Consider the following 23,706-nt stretch of genomic DNA (forward strand, 5'->3'; position numbering starts at 1 on the left):
TCGCGGGCAGCGGATCGCGGTAGAACCGGGTCATGACCACCCGCCCCCGCAACCTCACCTCCGACCCCGCCGCCGAGCACCTGGCCGAGCCCCGGACCTCCGAGGCGGAGCTCCGTGCCGCCGACGCCCGCTCGGGCGGCGACCCGCGCCGCGCGCCCCGCTCGCTGCGGGAGAGCGAGCTCGTGCCCGACGACGAGCCCATCGCCGCCTCCGACGACTGGGACGAGCCCGAGCGCCTCTGAGGCGTCGCACGCCGGGCGGCACGAGGCCCCGGTCACCTCGAGGGTGGCCGGGGCCTCGGCGTCGGTGGGCGCCCGTGGGGCGCCGGGTGCGGCGACCGGGTCAGCGCGCCGCCGGGTCCACGGCGCCGGCGCTGCGGGCCGCGTCCTGCTCGGTGTGCGCGCCCTGCGTGCTGAGCTCGCCCCCGGCCGACTCGAGGTGAGCCCGGACGAACCAGTGGAACAGCTCCAGCTCGTGCAGGTGCCCGATCAGCAGGTCGTTCGTGACCGTGTCGAGCTCCTCGGTCGCCTCGGCGGCCGCGCGGTGGTCGCCGATGACGCCGACGTAGACCTCGTCGAGCGCTCCCAGGTGCTCGATCGCGCTCGCGCGGCCGATCGAGTAGTCGTCCCAGGTCCGCGCGGCGACCAGGGCCCCCGGGGTCCCGACGGGGGCGACGCCGAGGGTCGCGATGCGCTCGGCGATCGCGTCGACCATCGCGCGGACGGCGTCGACCTGCGGGTCGAGCATCTCGTGCACCGCGATGAAGTGCGGGCCCGTGACGTTCCAGTGGATGTGCTTCAGGGTGAGCGCCAGGTCGTTCAGCGCGTTGAGCCGCTGCTGCAGGACCTCGGCGACCTTCGCACCGTCCTCGACGGTCAGCGACGGGACCGTGTACTTCGGCAGCTCGGTGCGGGCCATGGGTGTCCTCCTCGTGACGTCCGGCGCCCGGCGGCGCCCTCCCGGCCCACGCTGCCCCAACCCGCGCGGCTCCGCAATCGCTGGTGGGAGCGGTGCCCGCACCACCCGCCGCCGCGCCGCCGGGCCCCGGTCAGCCGGTCCCGAACGGGTCCCCGTCGGCCTCCAGCCGCCGCAGCACCTCGTCCGGCGTCAGCTGGGTGAGGTCCGGCCCGATCTCGTCCCACCACCGGGGCGCCGCGACCGACGGACGCTCCCGGCCGCGCAGCGAGTACGGGGTGATGGTGGTCTTCGCGGGGTGGTTCTGGCTCCAGTCCAGCAGCACGCGCCCGCCGCGGACCTCCTTGCGCATGACGGCGACCACCAGGTCCGGGTGCGCGGCGGCGAGCTCGTGGGCCAGGTCCCGGGCGTACTGCCGGACCTCCATCGCGCTGCGCCGGCGGGGCAGCGGGGCGTAGAGCTGCATCCCCTTGCTGCCGGACGTGACCGGGACCGTCGTGCCGAGGCCGTCCTCGCGCAGCCGGTCCGCCACCAGGTGCGCGACGCGCGCGCACTCGGCGAGGCCCGCGGGAGCGCCGGGGTCCAGGTCGACGACCAGGCGGTCCGGCGGGCGCACGCCGCCGCGCGGGCCGACCCGCCACTGCGGGGTGTGCAGCTCCAGCGCGCCGCCGTTCGTGACCCACACCAGCCCGGCGACGTCGTCGAGGAACGGCAGGTCGAGCTCCGTCCCCTCGTCGTCCGCGCCGGGGGCCGCCCGCAGCCGCTGGTGACGCAGCCACGCCGGCGCGCCGCGGGGCGTGTTCTTCTCGAAGAACCGCTCCCCGCCCACCCCCTCCGGGAACCGGATGCGCGTCACCGGCCGGTCCGCGAGCTGGCGCAGGAGGGCGGGCGCGGCGCGGACCACGTAGTCGACGGCCTCGGCCTTGGTCGTCCCGGTGCTCGGGTACAGCACCCGGTCGAGGTGCGTGAGGCGGACGTCGTGGTCGCCCACGCGGACGGTCTGCGGCGGGTCGGCGGGGCTCACGGGGCCTCCCAGGGATCGGGGTCGACGTCCGTGCGCCGGCCGCGGACGACGGGCTGGCGCAGCCGGCCGGACGGTGTGCGGGTGAGGTAGCGGACGTCGACCACGACGCGCGGCTCGACCCAGGTGCTGCCGCGCGCGTCGACGGGCTCCAGCCGCTCGGCGAAGGGGGAGGTGTCCCGCTCGAGCGGGGCCGTCGCGGCCGTCAGGTCGCGTGCCAGCCCGCCGGTGAGGCCGCTGCCGGCCCGGCAGAGGAACCGCAGCCCGCCGTCCGCGTCGGGCGCCCCGAGCAGCAGGGCCCCCAGGCGGCCGCTGCCGGTGCTCTCCGGTCGCCACCCGCCGACCAGCGCGGCGCGGGTGCGGTGGTGCACGGCCTTCAGCCAGTCGCCCGAGCGCCGCCCCGGCTGGTAGCGGGAGGTCGCCCGCTTGGCGACCACGCCCTCGAGCCCCTGCGCCGAGGTCGCCTGCCAGAGCAGGGAGCCGTCCTCGTAGACGGGGGACAGGCGCGCTGGCTCGGGCAGGTCGAGCGACTCCAGCGCGGCGCGGCGCTCGGTGAAGGGTCGGGCCGTCAGGTCCGTGCCGGCCAGCACCGGGACGTCGAACACCAGGTACGACACCGGCACGCGGCGGGCGAGCGCGGCGGCCCGCTCGCGGTCGCGCACGTGCATCCGCTCGGCCAGCGCCGGGAACGACGGCACCCCGTCGCGCAGGGCCACGACCTCCCCGTCGAGCACCGTGCCCGGGGGCAGCGCCCCGGCCAGCACCCCGAGCTCCGGGTACGCGTCGGTGGCGTCGCGGCCGTTGCGGCCGAGCAGCCGCAGGCGGTCCCCGGTGGTGTCGGCGAGGACGCGCACGCCGTCCCACTTCACCTCGAACCGCCACCCGGGACCGTCCGGGAGCAGGCCGGGAACCGCCGTCGGGGTGGCGAGCATGGGCTGCACGGGTCCATCCTGCCCAGGACACGACGTTCCGTCGCGGGGAGGCGCCGCGCCGGGGAGGGAGGCGACCGTGCGCGCGATCTGGAAGGGCGCCGTCGCGTTCGGGCTGGTCAACGTGCCCGTGAAGCTCTACGCCGCGACGGGCGAGCACGAGGTGCCGCTGCACCAGGTCCACAAGAAGGACGGCGGCCGCATCCGGTACAAGAAGTTCTGCTCCATCGAGGACGAGCAGGTCGAGTACTCCGAGATCGCGAAGGGGTACGAGACCGACGACGGGCAGCTCGTGGTCCTCACCGACGAGGACCTGGACCGGCTGCCGCTCGCCACCGAGCGCGAGATCGAGGTGCTCGAGTTCGTGCCGTCCGAGCAGGTCGACCCGATCCTGCTCGCCAAGACCTACTACCTGGAGCCCGACCGCACGGCCGCCAAGCCGTACGCGCTGCTGCGCGAGGCGCTCACCAGCACGGACCGGATGGCCGTCGTCAAGGTCGCGCTGCGGCAGCGGGAGTCGATGGCGGTGCTGCGGGTGCGCGACGACGTCATCTGCCTCCAGACGCTGCTGTGGCCCGACGAGGTGCGCGAGGCGGACTTCCCGATCCTCGACCAGGACGTGACGGTGCGGCCGCAGGAGCTGGCCATGGCGTCCTCGCTCGTCGAGTCGCTGGCGGGGGACTTCGACCCGTCGGGGTTCGAGGACCGGTACCGGGCGGCGCTCGAGGAGGTCATCGAGCAGAAGGTGTCCGCCGGCCGCACGCAGTCCGTGCCGCAGCCGGAGGAGCCCGCGGAGGAGGGCGGCAGCGGCGAGGTCGTCGACCTGCTGGCCGCGCTGCAGCGCAGCGTCGAGAAGGCGCGCGCGGGACGCGGCGAGGGCGCGGGGGCGGCGGCGGACGCCGGCACGGACGCCGAGGAGGCGGACACCGGCACGGACGCCGAGGAGGCGACCGGCACCACGGGCCGGTCGCGGTCCCGCAAGCCCGCCGCGTCCGGCGGCAAGGCCTCGTCGTCGGGCCGCTCCTCCGGGAGGACGGCCTCCGCGGCGAAGAAGCCGGCCGCGAAGAAGCCCGCGACCCAGGACGGCGAGGCGGCGCCGAGCGGGCGCGGCAGGTCGCGCTCCCGCGCGCAGGAGGAGGCCCCGGCCGAGGAGAAGCCCACCCGCACGCGCCGCAAGCGGGCGTCCTGACCCGTGGCCGACGGCACGCTGGAGACCGTCGCCGCCGCGCTGCGCCGGGCGGCCTACCTGCTGGAGCGGGGCGGTGCGACGTCGTACCGCGCGGACGCGTTCCGCGCGGCTGTGCGGTCGCTCGAGCGGGCGGGTGAGGACGAGGTCCGGGCGCGGCTCGCGTCCGGCACCCTCACCGACCTGCCCGGTGTCGGCGCCCGCACCGCCGAGGTCGCGCAGGCTGCCGCGGCGGGCGGCCCGGTGCCGTACCTGGCCGACCTCGAGGAGCGGTACCCGGAGGCGGACCCGGGCGAGGGCGCGGCGCTGCTGGCGGCGCTCCGCGGGGACCTGCACGCGCACACCGAGGCCAGCGACGGCTCGACGTCCGTGCAGGAGATGGTGCTCGCGGCCCTGGACCTCGGGCACGAGTACCTCGCGGTCACGGACCACTCGCCGCGGCTGACGGTGGCGAACGGGCTGTCCGCCGCCCGGCTGCGGGCGCAGCTCGACCAGCTGGAGGCGCTCAACCGCGCGATCGCCCCGTTCCGGGTGCTCAGCGGCATCGAGGTCGACGTGCTCGACGACGGCTCGCTCGACCAGGAGCCGGAGCTGCTCGACCGGCTCGACGTCGTGGTGGCGTCCGTGCACTCCAAGCTCCGCATGGACGGCGAGGCGATGACGCGCCGGATGCGTGCCGCCGTCGCGAACCCGCGGGTGGACGTGCTCGGTCACTGCACGGGACGGCAGCTCACCGGCCGGCGGCAGCGGCCCCCGAGCGAGTTCGACGCCGCGGCCGTGTTCGCCGACTGCGCGGAGCACGGGGTCGCCGTGGAGGTGAACTGCCGCCCCGACCGCCTCGACCCGCCGCACGCGCTGCTCGAGGTCGCGGTGGACGCCGGCTGCCTGTTCACGGTCGACACCGACGCCCACGCACCCGGTCAGCTCGCGTGGCAGGCGGCGGGGTGCGCCCGGGCGGCGGCCCACGGCATCGGGCCCGAGCGGGTCCTCGACGCGTGGCCGCTGGACCGCCTCCTGGGGCACCTGCGGGGCCGCGACGTCGCTCCCTGAGCGACACTCCGACCGCGTGGCGTTGGGGGAAGCGCCCTGCCTGCCGTTATGGTCGTCCGCGTCGGTCCGCCGGATGCTGACGCCCCACGCAGGCGCCGAGCGGCCCGCGCACCCCGTTCGAACACATAGGAGCACATCCGTGAGCGTGAACCGCACCGAGCTCGTCCAGGCCATCGCTGCCAAGGCCGGGCTCACCAACACCGCTGCCGACGCGGCCCTCAAGGCCTTCCAGGAGGTCCTGGTCGAGCAGCTCAGCGCCGGCGAGAGCGTGACCATCCCGGGTCTGCTCGCGGTGTCCCGCGCCGACCGCGCCGCCCGCACGGGCATCAACCCGCAGACGGGCGAGAAGCTCGAGATCCCCGCCGGCTACCGCGTCAAGCTCACCGCCGGCAGCGCCCTCAAGCGCGCCGTCGCCAGCTGAGCGACCCGCACCCGCACCGCGAGCCGGGGTCCCCACGGGGGGTCCCGGCTCGCGGCGTCCCCGGGACTGCCACCGGGTCGCGCGATGTTGAGTATCATGGTCAGTCGCCCGTTCGGGGCGGTGCCGGAGGGAGAGCAGCCACGATGGCGGTCATGCAGCGCAACACCAGGCAGCGCGCCGAGATCCTGACGCTCCTGGACGACCTGGACGAGTTCCGCAGCGCCCAGCAGCTCCACGACCTGCTCAAGGGCCGCGGGTCCACCACCGGGCTGGCCACCGTCTACCGCGCGGTCCAGACGCTCGCCGACGCCGGCGAGGTCGACGTGCTGCGCTCCCCGGAGGGCGAGGCCGTCTACCGGCGCTGCGTCCGCCGCAGCCACCACCACCACCTCGTGTGCCGCTGGTGCGGCAAGGCCGTCGAGATCGACGGCCCGGGCGCCGAGGCCTGGGCCGAGCAGGTCGGGGCCGCCCACGACTTCTCGGACGTCGAGCACACCATCGAGCTGCTCGGCACCTGCGCGGACTGCCGCGCCGCGCGCACCGCGTAACCCGCACCCCGGGCACCCGCCCGCCCGCCCCGCGCACACACGCGCGCGCACACCCGCCCGCCTGCCTCCCTCGAGATGACAGGACACGCGCGGGTTCCGCGTCGGCGTGTCCTGGCATCTCGGCGATCCGCGCCGCGGACGGGCCGCGCGGACCACGCGCGCACCCTCGGGCCGCGTGGCCCCGCGCCTCCTGCCCCCCGCGCTTCCTGCCCCCGCGCGCCTCCGCGCGGCTGCCTCCTTCGAGCTCACTCGAGACTCCAGGACACGCGCGGGTTCCGCGTCCGTGCGTCGGCGTGTCGTGGCGTCTCGGCGGTGCGTGCCGCGGGCGGGCCCGGTTCCGGGCTGCGGCAGGATGGGCGCGTGGACAGACTGCACGACGCCGACCGACGCGAGCTGGGCTCCGACAACTACGCCGGGGTGCACCCCGAGATCCTGGCGGCGCTGGCCGTCGCCAACGAGGGCCACGTGCCCGGCTACGGCGCGGACCCGTACACCGCGCACCTGCAGGACGTGCTGCGCGGGCACTTCGGGCCGGACGCCGCCGCCTACCCGGTGTTCAACGGGACCGGCGCGAACGTCCTCGCCCTCCAGACGATGCTGCCGCGCTGGGGCGCGGTGATCTGCGCGGAGACGGCGCACATCAACACGGACGAGAACGCGGCCCCGGAGCGCGTCGGCGGGCTCAAGCTCCTCACGGTGCCGACGCCGGACGGCAAGCTCACGCCCGAGCTCGTGGCCACGCGGGCGCACGGCTGGGGCGACGAGCACCGCGCCCAGCCGGGCGTCGTGTCGATCACCCAGGCCACCGAGCTCGGCACCGTCTACACGCCCGACGAGATCAGCGAGCTCGCCGACCACGCCCACTCCCTGGGGATGCGGGTCCACCTCGACGGCTCGCGGCTCGTGAACGCCGCCGCCGCTCTCGACGTCCCGCTGCGGGCCCTCACCACGGACGTGGGCGTCGACGTCGTCTCGCTCGGCGGGACCAAGAACGGCGCGCTGTTCGGCGAGGCGGTCGTCGTGCTCACCCCGGACGCCACGCCGGGCATCGGGTTCCAGCGCAAGGTCGACATGCAGCTCGCGTCGAAGATGCGCTTCGTGTCGGCGCAGCTGATCGCCCTGTTCGAGGGGGACCTGTGGCTGCGCTCGGCGCGGCACGCGAACGCGATGGCCGCCCGGCTCGCCGCCGGGGTCGCCGACGTCCCCGGTGTGCGGGTCGTGCAGCCGCGGCAGGCGAACGCGGTGTTCGCCGCCCTGCCGCCCGGCTGCGCCGACGCCCTGCGCGAGGTCCGGCGGTTCTACGACTGGGACGCCGCGACGGGCGTGGTGCGCTGGATGTGCGCGTTCGACACCCGCGAGGAGGACGTCGACGCGTTCGTCGACGCCGTGCGCGAGGTCGTCGGCCGGTCCGCCGCCTGACGCGCGGACGCCGGGCCGCACCGTGCGGTGCGACCCGGCGTCCCGGTCGGGCGGTGGCCGCTCAGCGCGGCGTGGCGGTGCGGCGCGGCCGCGCGTCCCGGGCACCGGCACGCGGGTCGCGGGCGTGGTGCACCGGTCCGCGGGACGCCCCGCGCTCCGGGCGCGCCGCGCGCGGGCCCTCGTCCACGCGGATGCGCAGCGGGCGGCCGGCGACGCGGGCCCGGCCGATGCGGTCGAACGCCTCGGGCGTCAGACCCGCGGGGATCTCCACCAGGGAGAACGTCGAGAAGATGTCGATCTTCCCGAGGTCCTTGCCCTGCAGGCCGCCCTCGTTGGTCAGTGCGCCGACGATGGCGCCGGGCTGCGCGCCGTGCTGCTGCCCGACGGCCAGCCGGTAGCGCAGCGCGCCGGTCGGCCGCGCCGGGTTGCGGCGGCGGTCGCCGTCGGGCCCGGCACCGCGGTCGGGGCGCGGACCCCGCTCGCCGCGCTCGGGGGCCAGGCGCGCCCGCGACAGCGCGTCGTCGAGGTCGTCGCCGTCCGCAGGCCGGGGCGCGGGGCCCTCGTCGCCGACGGCCAGCGCCGCGAGGACGGCCACGAGCTCGGCGGTGTCGACACCCGGGTTCGCCGCGAGGAAGTCCGCGACGGCCGTGCGGTACAGGTCCAGCCGGCCGGCCTCGGCGCGCGCGGGCACGCGGCCCAGCAGCGCGGTGACGCGGTGCGCGGAGACGTCGGCGGGGGAGGGGATCTCGATCTGCGCGAGGCGCTGCCGGGTGGTGCGCTCGATCGCCCGCAGGCGGCCCTGCTCGTTCGGCGTCACGAACGTCAGCGCCTCGCCCGTGCGACCCGCGCGGCCGGTGCGCCCGATGCGGTGCACGTACGCCTCGGGCTCGCCGGGCACGTCGAAGTTCACGACCAGGCCGATGCGGTCGATGTCGAGGCCGCGCGCGGCCACGTCGGTGGCGACCAGCACCGTGATGGCTCCGCTGCGCACGCGCTCGACGATCTTCTCGCGGTCGGACTGCGCGACGTCACCGGAGATGTAGGCGGCGGCCACGCCGCGCTCCACCAGCGACACCGCCACGTCCTCGGCGGCGCTGCGCGTCCGCACGAACACGATGGCCGCCTCGGCGGACGAGACGGCGAGCACGCGGGCGAGCGCGCCGGCCTTGTGACGGAACGGCACCACCGCGTACGTCTGGTGGACGCTCGAGACGGTGGACGACTGCCGGGCCACGCTGATCTCGACCGGGTCGGTCAGGTGCTGCGCGGCGACGCGGCGGATGGCCTGCGGCATGGTCGCCGAGAACAGCGCCACCTGCTTCTGGGCGGGCGTGGCGGACGCGATGCGGTCCACGTCCTCCGCGAAGCCCATGCGCAGCATCTCGTCGGCCTCGTCCAGCACGAGGAACCGCACCGCGTCGAGCGTCAGGGAGCCGCGGTCCAGGTGGTCGATGACGCGCCCGGGCGTCCCGACGACCACCTGCGCGCCGCCGCGCAGCGCGCGCTGCTGCGGCAGGTAGGGCGCGCCGCCGTACACCGGGACGACCTCGAGCCCGGGGATGCGGGCCGCGAACGACTCGAGCGCCTCCGCCACCTGCATGGCGAGCTCGCGGGTCGGGGCCAGGACGATCGCCTGCACCTCGCGGCGCTCCGGGTCGACGGCCGCGAGCAGCGGCAGGCCGAACGCGGCGGTCTTGCCGGTGCCGGTCTGGGCGACGCCGGTGATGTCGCGCCCCGCGAGCAGCGCGGGGATCGCCTCGGCCTGGATGGCGGTCGGGGTCGTGAAGCCGAGCTCGTCCACGGCCGCGCGCAGGGCGGCGGGCAGCTCGAGGTCGGCGAAGGTGACCGAGGGGCCGTCCGCGGGGGTCGCGTCGGCGGAGGAGGGCAGGGCAGGGTCGAGCACGGACGTCATCGGGTCAGCACCGTTTCGTGTCGCTGGGGGAGCTGCTGGTCCGGCCCGGACGGCCGGTCGCGGTCGCACTCCCACACCCACACATCACGAGGCCGCGCGGGGACCGGGAACGGTCGGGCGGGACCTCGGCACGCACATCACGGGAACCTGCGACGAACTCCGAGTCCTCCCATGGTACCGCCGCGGGGCGCCGGGGCCGGGGAGCGGGCGTGGTGACCTCGGGCACAGCGGCCGCCCGCGCGGGTCAGCCGAGCCCGAGCCGGCGCCCCTCGATGGCCGGGCACGCGTCCATGACGACGTCCAGCCCGGCCGCGGCCGCCCGGGCCGCCGCGGCCTCGTCGACCACCCCGAGCTGCAGCCACACGGCGCGGGCACCGGCGGCGACGGCCTGGTCCACCACCTCGCCCGCGAGCGAGGAGTTCACGAACACGTCCACGACGTCGACCGGCCCCGCGGCGGCGACCGCCTCGGCGACGGTCCGGGCACCCGGCGCCCCGTGCACCGTCTCGGCGCGGGGGTGGACGGGCACGATCCGGTGCCCGAGGTCCTGCAGGTAGGCGGCGACGCCGTACGCGGCGCGTGCCCGGTTGCCGGAGAGCCCGACCACGGCCCAGGTGCCGGGCGTCGTCAGCAGGCGGCGCACCACCGCGGGGTCGTGGACGTGGGCCATGCCCGTCAGGGAACCACACGGTGCGGGGCGGCGCGCGGGACGGTCGTCCGGGCCGGGGCGGCGCGGCGACGCGACGGCCTGCGGCGCGGCGGCGTGTCGGGCGCCCGCCTGCTCCGCGCCTGCCGCCGGCGTGGCGCGGTGGCCCCGGGCGGTCCGGGCCGGTGCGTAGGATGGGGCGTTGATCAGCAGCGACAGGCAGGAGCGGGCGTGGCCGAGCGCGACGTGGTGAGCGACCGCGTGCTCACCGTGCCGAACCTGATCAGCCTGGTCCGGCTGCTGATGGTGCCGGTGTTCGCGGTCCTCATCGCCGCCGGGCACGACGGCTGGGCGCTGGTCGTCCTGGCCGTGTCGGGCGCCAGCGACTGGCTCGACGGCGTGCTCGCGCGCCGGCTCGGTCAGGTGTCGCGGCTCGGGCAGGTGCTCGACCCGGCCGCCGACCGTCTCTTCATCCTCGTCACGCTGCTCGGCCTCGCGGCCCGCGGCGTCGTGCCGTGGTGGCTCGTCGTCGTCCTGCTCGCGCGCGAGGCCATGCTCCTCGTGATGCTCGTCGTGCTCGCGCGGCACGGCTACGGCCCGCTGCAGGTGCACCTGGCCGGCAAGGCCGGCACGTTCGCGCTCCTGTACGCCTTCCCGCTGCTGCTGCTCGCGCACTGGGGCGGCATCGTGGGCGACCTCGCGTCCGTGCTCGGCTGGGCCTGCGCGTGGTGGGGCATCGCGCTCTACTGGTTCGCCGGGATGCTGTACGTCCGGCAGGCGTGGCTGCTCGTCGGGCGCCGGGGCGGTGCGGACGCGGGGGAGCCCCGCACGGTGGCCGTGTGACGTCCACGGGCGGCGACGGGGGCGCCCCGCTGTCGGGGGCCGCGACGCCGTGGCCCCGGCGCCCGGACGCCTCGATGTCGCTGCTGACGGAGGTCACGCGCAACCCGCTCGACCCCGAGTACCGCGAGGCCGCCGAGCGCCGCGCGCTGGCCGGCCACCCGCGCCGCCGGTGGGGCCCGGGCACGGTGGCGGTGGTGGCGATCGCGGTGCTGCTGGGCGTCGCGACCACCTGGTCGGTGCTCGCGCTGCGGGCCCCGCAGCCGTCCGCCCTCGCCGCGCGCGAGGTGCTCGCCGGCCAGATCGACGAGCGCAGCGCCGAGGTCGAGCGGCTGCGGGAGCGCAGCGCCGAGCTCTCCGCGGAGGTCGCGACGCTCCAGGAGCAGGCGCTGTCGGCGGCCGAGTCCCCGCTGCTCGACCGGCTCGCCGCGGACTCCGTGGTCTCCGGAGCGGCCGCGGTCCGCGGCGAGGGGCTGCGCATCACGCTCGAGGACGCCGCGCAGGTGGCCGGCGACGAGGACCCGGACTCCCGGGTGCGGGACTCCGACCTGCAGATCGTGGTGAACGGCCTGTGGGCGTCGGGCGCCGAGGCGATCGCGGTCAACGGCCAGCGCCTCGCCACGACGACGGCCATCCGCACCGCCGGTGACGCGATCCTGGTCGACGTCGTGCCGCTGGTCGGCCCGTACACGATCGAGGCGATCGGCGACCCGCAGGACCTGCAGACACGGCTGGCGCGGACGTCGGGCGGCCAGCTGCTCGCCGTGCTGCAGTCGACCTACGGCATCCGCACGCAGGTGTCGTCGCAGCGCGAGCTCGACCTGCCGTCCGCCGCGACGACGACGCTGCGCTCCGCGCGGCTGCCCGAGGGCGTGGAGATCGTGCCCGGCACCCAGGACCCGGGACCCTCCGGGGTGGCGCTCGGGTCGGGCACACTGGCACCGGACGACGCGCACGACAGCGAGGGGGACCTGTGATCGCGGTCATCGGACTGCTCATCGGCGTGGTGGCGGGCCTCGTGCTCGAGCCCACCGTGCCCGCGGCCCTGCAGCCGTACCTGCCGATCGCCGTGGTCGCGGCGCTCGACGCGCTGTTCGGCGGCCTGCGTGCGGTGCTCGACGGGCTGTTCGACGACCGGGTGTTCCTGGTGTCGTTCCTGTCGAACGTCGTGGTGGCGGCGCTGATCGTCTTCCTCGGCGACCAGCTGGGCGTGGGCTCGCAGCTCTCGACCGCCGTGGTCGTCGTCCTCGGCATCCGGATCTTCTCCAACGTCGCGGCGATCCGCCGCCACCTGTTCAAGGCCTGAGCGGTGTCGACGCCCGACGCCACGCCGGCCGCCCGCCCCGCCACGCCGGTCGTCGGCTGGCGCGCGCTGGCCCGCGCCCTGCGCCCGCGCGCGACACCGGCCCAGGCGCTGACCGGTGTGCTCTGCGTCATGCTGGGCTTCGCGATCGCGGTGCAGGTCCGCCAGACGAACACCGCCAGCCTGTCCACCATGCGCGAGACCGAGCTGGTGTCGCTGCTCGACCAGACGACGCGGCAGGCGGACGAGCTGCAGGACCAGGTGTCCGAGCTCGAGCGGACGCAGCAAGAGCTCCGGTCCGGCTCGACGAGCCGTGAGGCGGCGCTCGACGCCGCGACCCGCAGCGCCGCCGCGCAGGGCATCCTGTCCGGCCGGCTGCCGGCGGAGGGCCCAGGCGTGACGGTGACCGTCCGGGACCCCGAGGCCCAGGTGTCCGCCCTGACGCTGCTGAACCTGCTGGAGGAGCTGCGGAACGCCGGGGCCGAGGCCGTGCAGCTCAACGACCAGCGCCTGACCGCGTCGTCGTACGTGCTGGGCACGGACGCCGGGATCGAGGTGGACGGGACGCTGCTCTCGCCGCCGTACCGCTGGGTCGCCATCGGGGACCCGGACACGATCGCGACGGCCCTGGCGATCCCCGGCGGTGCGCTGGCGAAGGTCCAGATCGACGGCGGCCAGGCGTCGGTGCAGACGCAGGACCTCGTCCAGGTCACCGCCACCCGCACCGTGCCGGAGCCCCAGCACGCCACGCCGCGGTCGCCCGAGCAGGGGTGACACCCGCAGGGACGCACGCCACCCGACCGCGGGCTGTGCCGGGCGGCCCTGCGGCATCTAGGCTGTCGGGGACCCCGGTGCAGGTCGGGGCCGGTGCAGCAGCAGGTCTGGAGACTGGCATGAGCGACGAGCAGCAGGCGCGGGGCGTCACGCCCCCGGCGGCGCCCGACGGGGCGACGGCGCCCGCGGCCCCTGACACCACGATCAGCTTCGGCTCCCTCGGGGCGCTGGACCACGAGGCCGGCGGCCCCGTCGGGCTGACCGCCGAGCAGGCGGCGGCCGTGCAGGCGCTGCCCCCGACGTCCGCGCTCCTGGTGATGCAGCGGGGACCGAGCAGCGGCGCGCGGTTCCTGCTCGACGCCGATCGCACGCTGGCGGGCCGTAGCCCGAGCGCCGACATCTTCCTGGACGACGTCACGGTGTCGCGCAAGCACGCCGAGTTCGTCCGGGAGCTCGACGACTTCGTGGTCCGCGACGTCGGTTCGCTCAACGGCACGTACGTGAACCGCGAGCGGATCGACTCGGCGGTGCTGCGCGCCGGCGACGAGGTGCAGATCGGCAAGTTCCGCATGACGTTCCACCCGAGCCCCGCGGCGCGCCCCGGAGCGCAGCCGGCCGGTCCCGCGCAGTGAGCCCGGCGCGTCCCGCCCGGCGCCCGGAGCCCGACCAGCAGCAGCCCGGCACGGGGGCGCACGAGCAGCCCGCCGACGGTCTTCGCGAGTCGACCGGTCCGTGGCCGCGCGGGCTGTCCCGGCACGCGACGATGCGGATCTCCGACGTGCTGGCCGCGCTGCGGATCGAGTTCCCGGCCGTCACCAACTCCAAGCTGCGCTTCCTCGAGGAGCAGGGTCTCGTCGAGCCGGTGCGGACGCCCTCGGGCTACCGGCAGTACAGCCCCGCCGACCTGGAGCGGCTGCGCTTCGTGCTGCGCGAGCAGCGCGACCGGTACGTGCCGCTCAAGGTGATCGGGGAGCGCCTCGCCGCGCTCGACGCCGGCACGGAGACCGAGCCGCTGGCGCCGTCGCTGATCGTCACCGAGGACGGCGTCCCGCGCACCGGCGCCGTCGACGCCCGGTACACCACGGCGGCCCTGGCCCGGGACGCGGCGGTGGACGAGAGCCTCGTCACCGACCTGGTGCAGGCGGGCGTGCTGCGCCCGTCGCCGTCGGGCCACCTCGACGCCTGGGCCAAGGACGTCGTGGTCGCGGCGGCGGCGCTGGCGGAGCACGGGATCGAGGCGCGGCACCTGCGGGCGTTCCGCAGCGCCGCCGACCGGCAGGTCGACATGGTCGAGGCCGTGGTGGCGCCGTGGCGGGGGCAGTCGTCGCCGTCGGCGCGCGGCCGGGCGAGCACCGTCGCGGCGGAGGTCGGCGAGCTGTGCACGCGGCTGCACACCGCGCTGGTGCGCGCGGGGGTCGCGGACCTCACGCCCTGACCGCGTGCGCCCGCGCCGTCAGGGCTCGGCCGGTGCCCGACCGGGCGCGACCGGGGTTCGACCGGTGCGCCGAGGGTCGGACGGTCGTAGCGTGGGGTGCATGCACGAGGACGACCTGGTCGAGCTGGAGGTCCTCGGCGTGCGCCGGCACCCCGGCGACGACGAGCTCGTCGTGCTGCTCCTGGAGCCGGTGGGCGAGCTGATCGTCCCCATCGCCATCGGGCCGGCGGAGGCCGGGGCGATCGCGACCGCCCAGGCCGGTGTCGTGCCGCCGCGGCCGATGACGCACGACCTGCTGCGCGACGTGCTGGCCACGCTCGGGGTGCGGGTCCGCCAGGTGGAGATCACGGAGCTCGTCGGCGGCGTGTTCCACGCGGCGCTCGTGCTGGGGGACGGGTCCACGCGGGTCGACGCCCGGGCCTCGGACGCGATCGCGCTGGCCGTACGGGTCGGCTGCCCGGTGCTGTGCGCCACCGACGTGCTCGCGGAGGTCGGCGTCGAGGCGGCACCGGCCGACGACGAGGACCAGGAGGCGGGCAGCCCCGAGGAGCAGGTCGCCCAGTTCCGCGAGTTCCTGGACCAGGTCTCGGCCGAGGACTTCGAGCGCGGAGAGCCCGGAGAGCAGGGGGACCAGGGCCGGGGTTCAACCTCAGGTGGAGGGTGAGACACACCGTGCGCGACACGCCGGGAACCGCGGGTGGCGCGGTCGTTGACCGCCCCCTGACCCGGCCCTAGCGTTGCACCAGGACAGCACAGATCCGTGGCGCCGCACCGGCGGCTGCGGGCGCGACGAGCGGAGGACCCCGTGACCGGCACCGAGCAGACCGCAGAGGCGGCCGGAGGGGTCCCCCAGCGCGCACAGGGTCTGCTGTTCGGGGACGACCTCCCGGACCTCGACGTGACCACCGGCTACCGCGGGCCCACCGCCTGCCGGGCCGCGGGGATCACCTACCGCCAGCTCGACTACTGGGCCCGCACCGGCCTCGTCGAGCCGTCCGTGCGTCCCGCGACCGGGTCGGGCACGCAGCGCCTGTACTCGTTCCGCGACATCCTCGTGCTCAAGGTCGTCAAGCGGCTGCTCGACACCGGGGTGTCCCTCCAGCAGATCCGCACCGCGGTCGGCCACCTGCGCGAGCGCGGCGTCGAGGACCTCGCGCAGATCACGCTCATGTCCGACGGCGCGAGCGTCTACGAGTGCACCTCCGCGGACGAGGTCATCGACCTCGTGCAGGGCGGGCAGGGCGTCTTCGGGATCGCGGTCGGCCGGGTCTGGCGCGAGGTCGAGGGCACGCTCGCCGAGATGCCGACCGAGCGGGCGGAGGACGACCACCCCGTGGCGCACGCCCACGACGAGCTCGCCGCCCGCCGCGCCGCCCGCACCGCCGGCTGACCGCACCCGCCCCCGCCCTTCGCGCGGGCACCCCTTCGCATCCGCCGCCGCGCGCCCATCCGGCGCCCGGCGGGCAGCGCCGCCGCGTCCCCGCCTGCCCGCACCCGCCCGCACCAGCGCGTCCGCACCTGCACCCGGGCGCATGCGCACTCGAGCGCGTCCGCACCTGGGCGCGTCCGCACCTGCACCCGGGCGCATGCGCACTCGAGCGCGTCCGCACCTGCACCCGGGCGCATGCGCACTCGAGCGCGTCCGCACCTGCACCCGGGCGCATGCGCACTCGAGCGCGTCCGCACCTGCACCCGGGCGCATGCGCACTCGAGCGCGTCCGCACCTGCACCCGGGCGCATGCGCACTCGAGCGCGTCCGCACCTGAGCGCGTCCGCACCTGGGCGCGTCCGCATCGTCGGAGGCTCCGAACGTGCTCGGAGGGTGCTGCGTGTCATCGGAGGTCTCCGCGGACACCTCCGAGCCCGCGCGGACCCCTCCCACGCCGTTCGGAGCCTCCGAAAGGCAGGACGGGGAGGGGCACTCGCTCACACGCCGGCGCCGCCGTCGATGCGCCCGGCGCCTGGCGCCACGACCGTCGCGTCGGTACCGGTCGGGCACGCCGGCGTCCGCACCGTCGGAGGCTCCGAACGTGCTCGGAGGGTGCTGCGTGTCATCGGAGGTCTCCGCGGACACCTCCGAGCCCGCGCGGACCCCTCCCACGCCGTTCGGAGCCTCCGACGGGGATGCCGTCGGGGGCGGAGGCCGAGGGGGCACCCGGAGCCGATGGCACCCAGGGTGCGGGTGCGGGTGCCGGTGGTCTCGGGGCGCGGTGGGTCAGGTGCGCGGTGCGCGCAGGGCCCGGTCCAGCAGGTCGTCGAAGGCGCTTGCCAGCTCGCGTGCCCCTGCTCCGGGCCAGGCGTGGACGGGCTGCGCCGCTCCCTGGGCCTGCTGCAGGGCGGCGCGCTCGGGCACGAACGGCGTGAGCACCAGCGGCCCGTAGAGACCCCGGAGCTCCTCGAGCCGGAACGCCTGCTCCACGGAGCGGGCACGGACGCGGTTCACCACGACGCCGAGCGGCTGCAGCTGCGCCGCCGGGCCACGCCGCAGGTCGTCGATGGTCCGCATGGCCCGACCCACGGCGGTCACCGAGAACAGCCCGGGCTCCGTGACGACCACCGCGCGGTCGCAGGCGGTCAGCCCCGTGCGGGTCAGGCCACCGAGCGACGGCGGGCAGTCCACCAGCACGAGGTCGTAGTCGTGCACCCACGCGAGCGCGAACCGGAGGCGGTCCAGGTCGTCCCCGTCACGGCTGTCGTGACGGGCGGAGGCCGCGGAACCGACCAGCACGTCCAGGCCCGCCTCCGCCCACGCGCTCGGCGAGGTGGCGGCGGCGAGCGCCTCGGCCGAGGGCGCGTCGAGCACATCCGCCACGTCCCCGCCCGCGGGAGCGGTGGCCAGCGCCAGGGTGCTGTCGCCCTGGGGGTCGAGGTCGACGACCAGCGTGCGCAGCCCGCGCTCCAGCGCCGCGGACGCCAGGCCGAGCGTTACCGACGTCTTGCCCACGCCGCCCTTGAGCGAGCACACACCCAGCACCAGCACAGGCACACCGTAGCCGCCGACCAGCGTCGTCGCGGAATCGACCGGCCCCGGCGTCCGGTCGCCGCGGTCCCGCACGGCTCGACGCGGGGACGCTGCGGGGTGATGCTGGCTGCATGCCCGGAGCCCTCACCCTGACCCACTGGGGCCACGCCTGCGTCCGCCTCGAGCGCGACGACCGGCGCCTGGTCCTCGACCCCGGCGCGTTCAGCGACCTGTCCGTGCTGGGGGACGCCGACGCCGTGCTCGTCACGCACGACCACCCGGACCACGTCGCGCCGCCCGAGCTGGTCGCGGCGGTGCGTGCGCGGCCCGGGCTGGAGGTGTGGGCGCCCGGCACGGTCCTCGACCGCCTGGCCGAGGAGGGCGCGCCCCGCGACCGCCTGCACGTCGCCGCCGACGGCGACCGGTTCACCGCCGCGGGCTTCGACGTCCGGGTCACGGGGGAGTGGCACGCCGTGATCCACCCCGACGTGCCGCGGATCGCGAACGTCGCCTACGTGGTCGACGGCGCGGTGCTCCACCCCGGGGACTCGTTCACCCCGCCGCCCGACGACGTGGAGGTGGACCTGCTGCTGGTGCCGGTGGCCGGCCCCTGGATGAAGGTCGCGGAGGCGGTGGACTACGTCCGTGCCGTGCGACCGCGGCTCGCCGTCCCGGTGCACGACGCGATCCTGGCGGACGCCGGGCGGGCGCTGGTGGACCGGCTGGTGGGCGGGCTGGGCGGCGCGCAGGAGTACCGCCGCGTCACCGCCGCCGAGCCGCTCGTGTACGAGCCGCCGGTGCGATGACGCCCACGCGCCCGGGCCGCCGGGGCTGCCGGGCCGCCGACGTCGCCCGCGGCCTCACGCCGGCGCGGTGAGCCGGGCGTCGACGTCCGCACCCCCGGCGGCCAGCGTCACGGACGCCTCGCCGCGGCCGTCCGCCGTCACCCGGTAGTCGCCGAGGTACCCGTCGAGCACGAACCGCCCGTCGGCGTCGGTGCGCACCGGGGTCGGCCCGAGCCACCACGCGCCCTTGACCAGGCCGTGCAGCGCGTCGTACGCGGGTTTCGGGGTCCCGTCGGTCCGGACGAGCCCGGCGGGCGCCCCGAGCCACGCCCCCGCGTCGCCGAGCCCCCAGTACGTGACGACCTCCACGGCCGGGTGCCCGAACAGCGTGCGGTAGTGCCGCGCGACCTCGTCCGCCTGCCGGGCCTCGCCCTCCGGCGTCGACGGCCACGACGGCACCTGCCAGTCGTTGAGGTCCTCGATCTCCGGCGGCATGAGGTCGCCGGACACCAGCGTGGTCTCGGTGAGGTGCAGCGGGAGACCGAAGCGGGCGAACCGGTCGAGGACGCCGAGGGTCCACTCCTCGCCGCGGTAGCCCTGGTGCATGTGCGTCTGCAGCCCGAGCGCGTCGATGCGGATGCCGGCCGCGAGGCAGTCCTCGACGAGCCGCTCGTAGTCGGCGGACAGGTTGAAGTCGTTGAGCAGCAGCGTCGCGCCGGGGTTCGCCGCCCGCGCCGTGTCGAAGGCGAGCCGCGCCGTCGCGACCCGGCCGTCCCGGGCTGCCAGGCGCGTCAGCCCGTTCGGCTCCTTGTCGAACACCGGCATGATGACGACCTCGTTGATCGCGTCCCACGTGTCGACCAGGCCGCGGAACGCCGTGACGTCCCGCGTGATCCGCTCCCGGACGGCGGTCGCGACGTCGTCCTCCGGCAGGTCGCGCAGCCACGCGGGGGCCAGCGTGTGCCAGGCGAGCGGGTGGCCCTTGACGGCCACGCCGCGCTCGGCCAGCCACCGGGCCGCGCGGAGCAGGCGCTCCGTGTCGGGCCGGCCGCGCTCGGGCTCGAACCGCGCCCAGTAGAACGGCAGGGTCGCGGTGTTGAACACGTCGAGCCAGAGCTCCACGAGTCCCGGCAGGACGTCGGCCGGCGGGTCCTCGGGCCCGGGCTGCTCGCCGGCGGCGAGCGGGATCACCTCGAACGCGGTGCAGCCGAACCCGAAGGCGTGCCGCGTCTGCGCGACGGTGACCGTGGCGTCCGCGAGCGGGAGCCCGTCGGCGCCGCGCACGGTGACGACCGCGCGCGCGCCGCGGTGGGCGAGCTCGGGGGACCGGGGGGCGACGGCTGCGTCGGTCATGCGGTGCACTCCTTCGTGCGGGGCGGGGTCGTGCGGGGCGGGGGTCGTGCGGGCCGGGGTCGTGCGGACGAGGAGCTGCGGCCGACGTCGTGCGGACGGCGCGGCCGGGAGCGGGCCGGCGACGCGTCAGAGCGGCGCCGTCGACCCGCGGCGGACCAGCGAGGTCGGCAGCCGCACGTGCGGCTCGCGGACCTCGTCGCCGTCGAGCAGCGCCGTGAGCAGGGTGATCGCCGCGGCACCGAGCTGCTGGATGGGCTGGTGGACGGTGGTCAGCGGGGGCTCGGTCTGCGCGGACTCCGGGATGTCGTCGAAGCCGATGACCGAGAGGTCCTGCGGGACCCGCAGGCCCAGCTCCCGCGCGACCTCGAGGGCGGCCATCGCGGAGAGGTCGTTGGCCGCGAACACCGCGGTGGGGCGGTCCGGCAGCGACAACAGCTCGCGGACCGGCTCCCGGGAGGACTCCTTGCGGTAGTCGCCCGCGCGGACCAGGTCGTCGTCCACCGGGACGCCCGCGTCCGCCATCGCGGCACGGAAGCCCTGCTCGCGCAGGCGCGACGACTCCAGGTCGGCGCGCCCGCCGACGAACGCGATGCGGCGGTGGCCGAGCTCGAGCAGGTGCTGCGTCCCGATCACGGCGCCGCCGTGGTTGTCCGAGTCGACGGTCGGCAGCCCGGTGGGGCCCGTGTGGGGGTCGATCGCGACGACGGGGACGCCGTTGCCGGCCTCGACGACCGTCGGCGTGACGAGGACGGCGCCGTCGATGAGCGTCCCGCTCAGCCGGGAGAGGTAGCGGCGCTCCCACCCCTCGCCGCGGCCGTGCAGACCGCCGGTGTAGGCGAGCAGCTCGTACCCCGAGTCGGCCAGCGCGCCGGCCGCGCCCTTGAGGATCTCGGCCGAGAACGGCTCGAACTCGGCGACGAGGATGCCGATCACGTGCGTGCGGTGCGACCGCAGGGAGCGGGCGACGAGGCTGGACTCGTAGCCGAGCGCGTCGATGACCTCCATGACGCGGGTGGTGGTCGCCTGCGCGACGCCGTACCGTCCGTTGATGACCTTCGACACCGTCGCCACGGAGACGCCCGCGGTCCGCGCGACGTCGGTGATGGTCACACGCTGCCCCATGCGGTGATCGTAGCGCCCTGACAACGTTATCGATATCGATTTAGGTCCCGGGTCGTCGCGCACGCCCGCCGTGATCCGGGGCCACGGTGCGCTCGGACCCGTCCTGCCGTACCCCCGCCGGGTCAGGCCCCGGTGCCGGGCCGCGGGCGCATCGCCGGGTCCACCGCGAGCCGCAGCGCGACCTCCAGCGGCAGCCGCGTGCGGCGCCTGCTGCGCCGGGCCAGCAGCTCGGCGCGCCGCCGGGCGCGGGTGTCGCCGGACCAGCCGTCTCTCGTCATGCGACCAGCCTGCCGCCGCAGGGCCGCCCGCGTCGTCGCCCCCGGGTCGGATCCGCGGCACGACGGGGGTCCACCGCAGGGTGGAGGTCACTGCGCCGCGGGGGCACAGCGCGACGGGGGACCGCGGGGCGCGCAGGCGCACGGCACGGCCGGGGACCGCGGGGAGCGAGTCGCACGGGGCGGCGGGAGACCGCGGGCCGCGCCGCCGCCCCGGTCGCGGCCTCGCGCCCCTGCCCGTAGCGTCCGAGGTCCGGGCCGCGCCGTGCCCGGGACGAGCCGAGGAGGACGCGTGGGCTGGTGGGGACGGGGACGTCAGGGGCGGGACCCGCAGGGCGCCCCGCCCGCGTCGACCGCCGTGCCCCCTGCCACCGGGCACGCCCGGGGGGTGGCGTCGCTGTGGTCCGACGGCCTCGGGCGCGTGGCCACCCGCTCGCTCCAGGTGCTGGCCGTGACGGCCGTCGCGGTCGTCGTGGGCTACGTGCTGACCCGTCTCACGCTCGTCGTCATCCCGGTGCTGATCGCCCTCGTCCTGGCCTCGGCCATCCACCCGCTCGTGTCGTGGCTCCGGCGCCACCGGTTCCCGTCGATGCTGGCCACCTGGGTGGCGCTGCTGCTGGTCGTCGCCGTGCTCGCGGGAGTGCTGTGGGCGGTCGTGCGGGCCGTCGTCGACCAGTGGGACGAGCTCGCCGACCAGGCCGTCGACGGGTTCGCCGAGCTGCAGGACTCGCTCACCGCCCTGCCGGTCCAGATCTCGCAGGAGCAGATCGAGGACGCCCGCACCGCGGTCACGGACTTCCTCACGTCCTCGTCGTTCGGCGCGAGCGCCGCGGCCGGGGTCTCCGCGACCGCGAACTTCCTCACCGGGTTCGTGCTGATGCTCGTCGTGCTGTTCTTCTTCCTCAAGGACGGCCCGCGCATCTGGGAGTTCCTGCTCCGGCCGTTCGAGGGAGAGCACTACGCCCGCGCGCGGCGTGTCGGGACGCGCACGGTGAGCACGCTCGGCGGCTACGTGCGGGGAACGGCCATCGTGGCGGCGGTCGACGCGGTCGGCATCGGGATCGGCCTGCTCGTCGTCGGGGTGCCGCTGGCGATCCCGCTCGCGGTCCTCGTGTTCCTGCTCGCGTTCATCCCGCTGGTCGGCGCCACGCTCGCCGGCGTCCTGGCGGCGCTCGTCACCCTCGTGGCCAACGGCTGGGTCGACGCGCTGATCGTGGTGGCGATCGTGGTCGTCGTGAACCAGCTCGAGGGAGACCTGCTCCAGCCGGTGGTGATGGGCCGCTCGCTGCGGCTGCACCCCCTGGTGATCCTCGTCGCGTTGACGATCGGCACCGTGGTCGCCGGCATCACGGGCGCCGTGCTCGCGGTCCCGGTGGCGGCCTCGATCTGGGGCGCCGTCCAGGTGTGGAACGGCGAGCACGAACCCGCACGACCGGCCCGGCAGAAACGCCCCGAGACCGTCGCGGGCCGCTGACCCGCCGGATCGCCCCGCGCGGCCGGTGTGCACGTGCCAGAGTGGACCCAGCCCCGCCGACGACGACGGAAGGACGCCGCATGGACACCCAGCAGCTCGCCCAGGACCAGCTCGCCGCCGCCCACGAGGACCCGCACGGTCGCTCCGCGCAGATCATGGTGCACGACGGCCCGCTGCGGCAGACCGTCATCGCGCTGACCCGCGGCACCCGCCTGGCGGAGCACAACTCGCCGCCGGCGGGGAGCATCCTCGTGCTGCGCGGCACCGTCGGCGTGAGCACCGGGGACCGCGTCGACACGCTGCCCGCCGGGTACCTGGTCACGCTCACCCACGACCGGCACGCCGTCGAGGCCCTGAGCGACGCGGCGATCCTGCTGACGACGGTGACGGGCACCGGCGAGCCGTCGCACGGCTGACCTGCCCCCGCCGACCCCCGGACCGGCGGGACCGCGCCGGCACCGCGCTGGCACCGCGGCGTCGCGGCACGTCATGCTGGACGCCTGCCGACGAAGGGGACGACACCGATGGCCGGTCACGACGAGGACGAGGGCACGTTCAGCGACGCCGAGCGCGCCGCGATGAAGCAGCGGGCCGCCGAGCTGCGCGCCCAGGCCGGCGGGACCGGCTCCGCCAAGAAGCAGCGCGAGGCGCAGGCGTGCCTCGACGCGATCGCGGCGTTGACGGACAGCGACCGCCGGATCGCCGAGCTGCTGCACGCCGTCGTCACGCAGGAGGCCCCGCACCTGGACCCGAAGACCTGGTACGGCTTCCCGTCGTACGCCCGTGACGGGAAGGTCGTCGTGTTCTACCAGCCGCGCGCGAAGTTCGGGACGCGGTACGGCACGGTCGGGTTCAACGAGGACGCCCTGCTCGACGACGGCGTCTTCTGGCCGACCGCGTTCGCCGTGCTGGACGTCACCGACGACGTCGAGGCCCGGCTGCGGGAGCTGGTCCGCACCGCCGCGGGCTGACCCCGCACCGGGAATCGCCCCCTCCGCCGGCCCACGCGGCGCTACGGTCGGCGGGGAGAGGCGGTGGTGCGCGTGTTCCTGCTGGTGACGGTCGCCGGTGTCGCGCTGGGCATCGGGTACGCGACGGCGGTCGGACGGCGTCCGGGCCTGCGGGACCCGCGCGCGTGGGCGCTCCTGGCGCCGGTGTGGGTCGCGTACGCCGTCGTCCTGCTCGCGGGTGGCGTCACCGGGTCGCCCGCGCAGGCGGTGCAGGCGGTCGCGCTCGGGTCGCTGGTGGAGACGGCCGCGGGGACGGTGCGGCTGGTGGCGTCCACGCGCCGCGGGTCCGCGGCCGGTGCCGGGCCGCGGACCCCGTAGCGGTGGCA

Annotated in this window: 28 protein-coding genes; 19 read left to right on the forward strand and 9 right to left on the reverse strand. The window is 76.2% G+C overall.

What is annotated here, in order from left to right; translation table 11 throughout:
- Positions 1-32 precede the first annotated feature (32 nt).
- Complete coding sequence (locus tag AAHH18_RS05670) at positions 33-242, forward strand: hypothetical protein (protein ID WP_283320400.1); 210 nt, start codon at positions 33-35, stop codon at positions 240-242.
- A 100-nt stretch (positions 243-342) separates the two neighbouring features.
- On the opposite strand, the gene AAHH18_RS05675 is transcribed toward AAHH18_RS05670, so the two are convergent.
- The 3 genes from AAHH18_RS05675 to AAHH18_RS05685 all read right to left on the reverse strand — a co-directional run bounded on the left by AAHH18_RS05675 (position 343) and on the right by AAHH18_RS05685 (position 2,868).
- Complete coding sequence (locus tag AAHH18_RS05675; RefSeq protein WP_283320399.1) at positions 343-918, reverse strand: Dps family protein; 576 nt, start codon at positions 916-918, stop codon at positions 343-345.
- Between the two features lie 130 nt (positions 919-1,048).
- Positions 1,049-1,939, reverse strand: coding sequence for a non-homologous end-joining DNA ligase (gene ligD, locus AAHH18_RS05680; protein WP_343300895.1), 891 nt, complete (start codon positions 1,937-1,939; stop codon positions 1,049-1,051).
- Complete coding sequence (locus AAHH18_RS05685) at positions 1,936-2,868, reverse strand: ATP-dependent DNA ligase (protein WP_343300971.1); 933 nt, start codon at positions 2,866-2,868, stop codon at positions 1,936-1,938. The genes ligD and AAHH18_RS05685 overlap by 4 nt, the downstream gene beginning before the upstream one ends.
- A 76-nt stretch (positions 2,869-2,944) precedes the next feature.
- On the opposite strand from AAHH18_RS05685, the gene ku reads away from it, so the two are divergent.
- The 5 genes from ku to AAHH18_RS05710 all read left to right on the forward strand — a co-directional run bounded on the left by ku (position 2,945) and on the right by AAHH18_RS05710 (position 7,489).
- On the forward strand, positions 2,945-4,054 hold the full coding sequence (gene ku, locus AAHH18_RS05690) for a non-homologous end joining protein Ku (RefSeq protein ID WP_343300896.1): 1,110 nt from the start codon (positions 2,945-2,947) through the stop codon (positions 4,052-4,054).
- Between the two features lie 3 nt (positions 4,055-4,057).
- Positions 4,058-5,101, forward strand: a complete 1,044-nt coding sequence (locus AAHH18_RS05695; protein ID WP_343300897.1) for a PHP domain-containing protein — start codon at positions 4,058-4,060, stop codon at positions 5,099-5,101.
- A gap of 139 nt (positions 5,102-5,240) precedes the next feature.
- Complete coding sequence (locus AAHH18_RS05700; RefSeq protein ID WP_222169356.1) at positions 5,241-5,522, forward strand: HU family DNA-binding protein; 282 nt, start codon at positions 5,241-5,243, stop codon at positions 5,520-5,522.
- Positions 5,523-5,674: 152 nt separating this feature from the next.
- Positions 5,675-6,070: a Fur family transcriptional regulator gene (locus AAHH18_RS05705; protein ID WP_283320394.1), complete on the forward strand. Its 396-nt coding sequence runs from the start codon at positions 5,675-5,677 to the stop codon at positions 6,068-6,070.
- Positions 6,071-6,430: 360 nt separating this feature from the next.
- On the forward strand, positions 6,431-7,489 hold the full coding sequence (locus tag AAHH18_RS05710; protein ID WP_343300898.1) for a threonine aldolase family protein: 1,059 nt from the start codon (positions 6,431-6,433) through the stop codon (positions 7,487-7,489).
- A gap of 61 nt (positions 7,490-7,550) precedes the next feature.
- Here AAHH18_RS05710 and AAHH18_RS05715 read toward each other — a convergent pair whose 3' ends face one another.
- Together AAHH18_RS05715 and AAHH18_RS05720 are read right to left on the reverse strand one after the other, a co-directional pair.
- Positions 7,551-9,401: a DEAD/DEAH box helicase gene (locus AAHH18_RS05715; protein ID WP_343300899.1), complete on the reverse strand. Its 1,851-nt coding sequence runs from the start codon at positions 9,399-9,401 to the stop codon at positions 7,551-7,553.
- 244 nt (positions 9,402-9,645) lie between these two features.
- Positions 9,646-10,071, reverse strand: a complete 426-nt coding sequence (locus AAHH18_RS05720) for a CoA-binding protein (RefSeq protein ID WP_283320391.1) — start codon at positions 10,069-10,071, stop codon at positions 9,646-9,648.
- 207 nt (positions 10,072-10,278) lie between these two features.
- Between AAHH18_RS05720 and AAHH18_RS05725 the strand changes: the two genes are divergently transcribed.
- From AAHH18_RS05725 to AAHH18_RS05760, 8 genes are all read left to right on the forward strand, one after another.
- On the forward strand, positions 10,279-10,890 hold the full coding sequence (locus AAHH18_RS05725; RefSeq protein WP_283320390.1) for a CDP-alcohol phosphatidyltransferase family protein: 612 nt from the start codon (positions 10,279-10,281) through the stop codon (positions 10,888-10,890).
- On the forward strand, positions 10,887-11,864 hold the full coding sequence (locus AAHH18_RS05730; protein ID WP_343300900.1) for a DUF881 domain-containing protein: 978 nt from the start codon (positions 10,887-10,889) through the stop codon (positions 11,862-11,864). Before AAHH18_RS05725 ends, AAHH18_RS05730 begins: the two co-directional genes overlap by 4 nt.
- On the forward strand, positions 11,861-12,193 hold the full coding sequence (locus AAHH18_RS05735; protein WP_222169362.1) for a small basic family protein: 333 nt from the start codon (positions 11,861-11,863) through the stop codon (positions 12,191-12,193). The genes AAHH18_RS05730 and AAHH18_RS05735 overlap by 4 nt, the downstream gene beginning before the upstream one ends.
- 3 nt (positions 12,194-12,196) lie before the next feature.
- The gene (locus AAHH18_RS05740) at positions 12,197-12,964 is read left to right on the forward strand and encodes a DUF881 domain-containing protein (RefSeq protein WP_283320388.1); all 768 of its coding nucleotides are present in this window, start codon (positions 12,197-12,199) and stop codon (positions 12,962-12,964) included.
- A gap of 119 nt (positions 12,965-13,083) precedes the next feature.
- Positions 13,084-13,596, forward strand: a complete 513-nt coding sequence (locus AAHH18_RS05745; protein ID WP_283320387.1) for an FHA domain-containing protein — start codon at positions 13,084-13,086, stop codon at positions 13,594-13,596.
- On the forward strand, positions 13,593-14,399 hold the full coding sequence (ftsR, locus tag AAHH18_RS05750; protein WP_283320386.1) for a transcriptional regulator FtsR: 807 nt from the start codon (positions 13,593-13,595) through the stop codon (positions 14,397-14,399). Before AAHH18_RS05745 ends, ftsR begins: the two co-directional genes overlap by 4 nt.
- A 100-nt stretch (positions 14,400-14,499) precedes the next feature.
- A complete protein-coding gene (locus AAHH18_RS05755) occupies positions 14,500-15,063 on the forward strand; it encodes a bifunctional nuclease family protein (protein ID WP_283320385.1) in 564 nt (187 codons plus the stop codon).
- 141 nt (positions 15,064-15,204) lie between these two features.
- The gene (locus tag AAHH18_RS05760; protein WP_283320384.1) at positions 15,205-15,789 is read left to right on the forward strand and encodes a MerR family transcriptional regulator; all 585 of its coding nucleotides are present in this window, start codon (positions 15,205-15,207) and stop codon (positions 15,787-15,789) included.
- A gap of 825 nt (positions 15,790-16,614) precedes the next feature.
- On the opposite strand, the gene AAHH18_RS05765 is transcribed toward AAHH18_RS05760, so the two are convergent.
- The gene (locus AAHH18_RS05765) at positions 16,615-17,379 is read right to left on the reverse strand and encodes a ParA family protein (RefSeq protein WP_283320383.1); all 765 of its coding nucleotides are present in this window, start codon (positions 17,377-17,379) and stop codon (positions 16,615-16,617) included.
- Between the two features lie 113 nt (positions 17,380-17,492).
- On the opposite strand from AAHH18_RS05765, the gene AAHH18_RS05770 reads away from it, so the two are divergent.
- Positions 17,493-18,167 (forward strand): MBL fold metallo-hydrolase, encoded by a 675-nt coding sequence (locus AAHH18_RS05770; protein ID WP_283320382.1) that lies wholly within the window; start codon positions 17,493-17,495, stop codon positions 18,165-18,167.
- 54 nt (positions 18,168-18,221) lie between these two features.
- On the opposite strand, the gene AAHH18_RS05775 is transcribed toward AAHH18_RS05770, so the two are convergent.
- The 3 genes from AAHH18_RS05775 to AAHH18_RS05785 all read right to left on the reverse strand — a co-directional run bounded on the left by AAHH18_RS05775 (position 18,222) and on the right by AAHH18_RS05785 (position 20,899).
- Positions 18,222-19,499, reverse strand: a complete 1,278-nt coding sequence (locus AAHH18_RS05775) for an endo-1,4-beta-xylanase (protein WP_283320381.1) — start codon at positions 19,497-19,499, stop codon at positions 18,222-18,224.
- Positions 19,500-19,625: 126 nt separating this feature from the next.
- On the reverse strand, positions 19,626-20,621 hold the full coding sequence (locus tag AAHH18_RS05780) for a LacI family DNA-binding transcriptional regulator (RefSeq protein WP_283320380.1): 996 nt from the start codon (positions 20,619-20,621) through the stop codon (positions 19,626-19,628).
- A gap of 122 nt (positions 20,622-20,743) precedes the next feature.
- Positions 20,744-20,899 (reverse strand): hypothetical protein, encoded by a 156-nt coding sequence (locus AAHH18_RS05785; RefSeq protein WP_283320379.1) that lies wholly within the window; start codon positions 20,897-20,899, stop codon positions 20,744-20,746.
- Positions 20,900-21,254: 355 nt separating this feature from the next.
- Between AAHH18_RS05785 and AAHH18_RS05790 the strand changes: the two genes are divergently transcribed.
- From AAHH18_RS05790 to AAHH18_RS05805, 4 genes are all read left to right on the forward strand, one after another.
- A complete protein-coding gene (locus AAHH18_RS05790) occupies positions 21,255-22,370 on the forward strand; it encodes an AI-2E family transporter (RefSeq protein ID WP_283320378.1) in 1,116 nt (371 codons plus the stop codon).
- 80 nt (positions 22,371-22,450) lie between these two features.
- Positions 22,451-22,786, forward strand: coding sequence for a cupin domain-containing protein (locus AAHH18_RS05795; protein WP_343300901.1), 336 nt, complete (start codon positions 22,451-22,453; stop codon positions 22,784-22,786).
- Between the two features lie 108 nt (positions 22,787-22,894).
- The gene (locus AAHH18_RS05800) at positions 22,895-23,341 is read left to right on the forward strand and encodes a hypothetical protein (protein ID WP_283320376.1); all 447 of its coding nucleotides are present in this window, start codon (positions 22,895-22,897) and stop codon (positions 23,339-23,341) included.
- 63 nt (positions 23,342-23,404) lie between these two features.
- The gene (locus tag AAHH18_RS05805; protein ID WP_343300902.1) at positions 23,405-23,698 is read left to right on the forward strand and encodes a hypothetical protein; all 294 of its coding nucleotides are present in this window, start codon (positions 23,405-23,407) and stop codon (positions 23,696-23,698) included.
- Positions 23,699-23,706 lie beyond the last annotated feature (8 nt).

This window comes from Cellulomonas olei, assembly GCF_039548315.1.
Classification (GTDB): Bacteria; Actinomycetota; Actinomycetes; order Actinomycetales; family Cellulomonadaceae; genus Cellulomonas.